The 2,680-nt window shown below is 53.9% G+C and carries 4 protein-coding genes; all 4 read right to left on the reverse strand.

The window, feature by feature from the left end; all coding sequences use genetic code 11:
• Positions 1-122 (reverse strand): Trm112 family protein (locus B2R48_RS00150; protein ID WP_296996296.1); only part of this gene is annotated, 122 nt, incomplete at its 3' end.
• A gap of 47 nt (positions 123-169) precedes the next feature.
• Entirely contained in the window at positions 170-862 is a 693-nt protein-coding gene (locus B2R48_RS00155) for an LON peptidase substrate-binding domain-containing protein (protein WP_062956883.1), read from the reverse strand.
• Positions 859-1,785 carry a thioredoxin gene (gene trxA / locus B2R48_RS00160; protein WP_084272110.1) on the reverse strand — a complete coding sequence of 309 codons (927 nt, stop codon included), beginning with the start codon at positions 1,783-1,785 and terminating at the stop codon, positions 859-861. Before trxA ends, B2R48_RS00155 begins: the two co-directional genes overlap by 4 nt.
• Positions 1,786-1,919: 134 nt before the next feature.
• The gene (locus B2R48_RS00165) at positions 1,920-2,438 is read right to left on the reverse strand and encodes a prolyl-tRNA synthetase associated domain-containing protein (protein WP_213475117.1); all 519 of its coding nucleotides are present in this window, start codon (positions 2,436-2,438) and stop codon (positions 1,920-1,922) included.
• Between the last annotated feature and the right edge of the window lie 242 nt (positions 2,439-2,680).

Here is a 2,680-nt window from a genome sequence, read left to right on the forward strand (position 1 = left end):
AGACCGGCTTTGGGGCTGATCAATTCGTTATTGTCGCGATCATATTCCAGCGCCTGTTTTGTTACCGGACAGACAAGGATTTCAAGAAGTTTCGGGTCTACCGGGCTTGGGGTCGCAGTCATGAATTCAGCCTTCGGGTTAACTATGTCGTCCAGGACGGCATGAATGGTCAGTTGGAGTTGCTGTACGTCTGCTTTGGATCGGCGTGGACAGCCATCTCAAGCAACGTCGTGAGCATATCGCCGCGATCATACAGGGTTGTGCATTCGAGCAAAGCCTGTTTTTCAAGCGGACTGAGCCGACAGCCCATGGAAATGGTGGTGATCAGCATTTCATCATCGCTGTCTGCCAGGGTATCCCAGCACGACCGTAACGAATGCTGCGCAAAATAGGCTTCTAGCGCCATGCGCAGCCGATCACGATTGATCGGCATGTCATTCGCCTCGGGAATTTCCAGATCATCCCGCCAAGGGTCGAAATCGCCGCGTACCCGGCGGTAGCCGCCGCTATTTTCGGGCAATTCCTCGATGACGTTAAAGCGGCATACGCCGGTCAGCGTGATCAGGAAGCGGCCATCGTCGGTTTCGCTAAAGGCGGTAATGCGGCCCGCACATCCTGTCGAAAAGATTTTCGGGTTTTCCGGGTCCATGAAATAGGCGTTGTTCTGATCCGGACGGGGCTGGATCATGCCGATGATCCGGTCCTGTCCAAGGGCATCAGTCACCATATTCATGTATCGCGGCTCAAAAATATTGAGCGGCAGATGCCCGCGCGGCAGCAAAAGCGCACCGCTCAGCGGGAATACTGGCATGGTTTCCGGAAGATCCGAAAGTTCAGGATCAAAGGGGCCGCATATGCTCATGAAAACAATACCGTCGATAAGGCGCGGCGTCCGGCGACGCTGGCAGGGTCCATTGGGCCCCAGGCTTCAAAAAACTTCAGGAGCTGGGTGCGTCCTGCATCCTCGTTCCATTCGCGATTGTTGCGAATGATGGTGATCATGGCGTTGACCGCTTCTTCACGCTTGTTCTTGGCAAAGCAGGCCATGCCGTAATCAAACTGTGCCTGCGGGTCGTTCGGGTTGGCTTCGGCCTTGGCGCGCGCGGCATCAAGATCCTCGCCCGACACACCTGTCTCTGCAAGTTCAAGGGCGCTGATGGCGGCTGCAATCGGGGCCTTCAGGCGATCAGTATCAGACATGTTGTCAACGAAGTGGCGGGCTTCTTCAACCTCATCCATGCCGACCATGCAGCGGATCATGCCGCCAATGGCGTCTTCATTTTCCTGCTCGCGTTCAAGGATGCTAACGTAAATGCCATGCGCCGCTTCAAAGTTTTCCTCTGCAAGTTCGGCACTTGCCTGTTCCAGCAATCCCTCGATCGGACTTTCAATCGGGCCGCCGGCAAGTTTTTCATAGAAGGCGCGCACTTCGCTTTCGGGTTGGCCGCCCTGGAAACCGTCAACCGGGCGTCCGCCCTTGAAGGCGTAAACGGTCGGGACCGACTGGATGCGAAGCTGCATCGCCAGTTCCTGGTTTTCGTCGATATTGACCTTAACCAGTTTTACGCGTCCGCCGGCCTCCCGGGTGACCTTTTCAATAATCGGGGTCAGGTTTTTGCAAGGCCCGCACCATGGTGCCCAGAAATCGACAACAACCGGCACTTCCATGGACGGTTCAATGACGTCCTGAACAAATGTTTCTACACTGCTGTCCTTGATCAGGTCGGAATCCTGATTTTGGCTGGTGGCGCCATCTGGCGCATTCGCGTCAAGAATGATCGACATTATAATTCACTCGCTAATTCTGAATTCTAGATGATACCGCCATGCCCGGACGACAAGAGGCAGTCATGTGATATTGCGCGTCACTTATACTTAAATATAAGCAGATAGAAGGGCTTGCCTCAGCTGTCCGTAGTTCATTTATCGTCAATTGCGGCGGGTTCGGCGTCGAAATCAATGATCATCGCCTCATAACCAAGTGAGTCGATGAAGGTTAACAGGTCTGCTGAGGTAATTGTCGTGGTACGGTCGTTTCGCAAGGGGTGGAAGTTCAGCACATCTCCGTTGGCAAGCTTTGCATCAAGGGCGAGGTTCACCTTGCGCTCCTGATCATTAAGCAGCGCAAAGGGCGTTACCGAGCCCGGCTTGACGCCCAGCGTTTCGATCAGAAGTTCCGGCTTTCCAAACGACAAGCGTGCGCATCCCAGCCGCTTGTGCAGGTGGTTCATGCGGATCTCTGTTTCTTCCTCTGCAACAACCAGCCACAGCGCACCCTTCTTGTCTTTGACAAACAGGTTCTTGGAATGGAGTCCCGGCAGGTCGCCGCGCAGCTTTTGCGAATCCTCGACCGTAAACAGCGGATCATGTTCATGTGTGGTCGTTTTGATGCCCAATTTGGCAAGGTGATCGAAAAGCTGGGTTGATGGATCGCTCATGCTCTTTCCCTTGTGGCTGTGCGCCAGAAGATAACCAAGTTCAAAACCGGACGCAAATTTGCATAAACCGGGTCGGATTTCGACAATTCAGGCGCTTAAAGTCAAGGAAAACCGCCAAAATTCCCATTGTTACGTTTTCATGGAAAAAAGGGTTGCAATCGCTCTTTGTTGGGCTATTATCCGCGCCGCTCCACAGGGGCAGAAACAATCTGATGAACGCGGGCGTAGCTCAGGGGTAGAGC

It is taken from the genome of Thalassospira sp. UBA848 (genome assembly GCF_002295455.1).
GTDB lineage: Bacteria > Pseudomonadota > Alphaproteobacteria > Rhodospirillales > Thalassospiraceae > Thalassospira.

What these genes read in the sequence shown, in the direction of transcription:
- B2R48_RS00155 (WP_062956883.1), bottom strand. Translation starts at nt 862, where the DNA reads ATGAGCATATGCGGCCCCTTTGATCCTGAACTTTCGGATCTTCCGGAA.
- trxA (WP_084272110.1), bottom strand. Translation starts at nt 1,785, where the DNA reads ATGTCGATCATTCTTGACGCGAATGCGCCAGATGGCGCCACCAGCCAA.
- B2R48_RS00165 (WP_213475117.1), bottom strand. Translation starts at nt 2,438, where the DNA reads ATGAGCGATCCATCAACCCAGCTTTTCGATCACCTTGCCAAATTGGGC.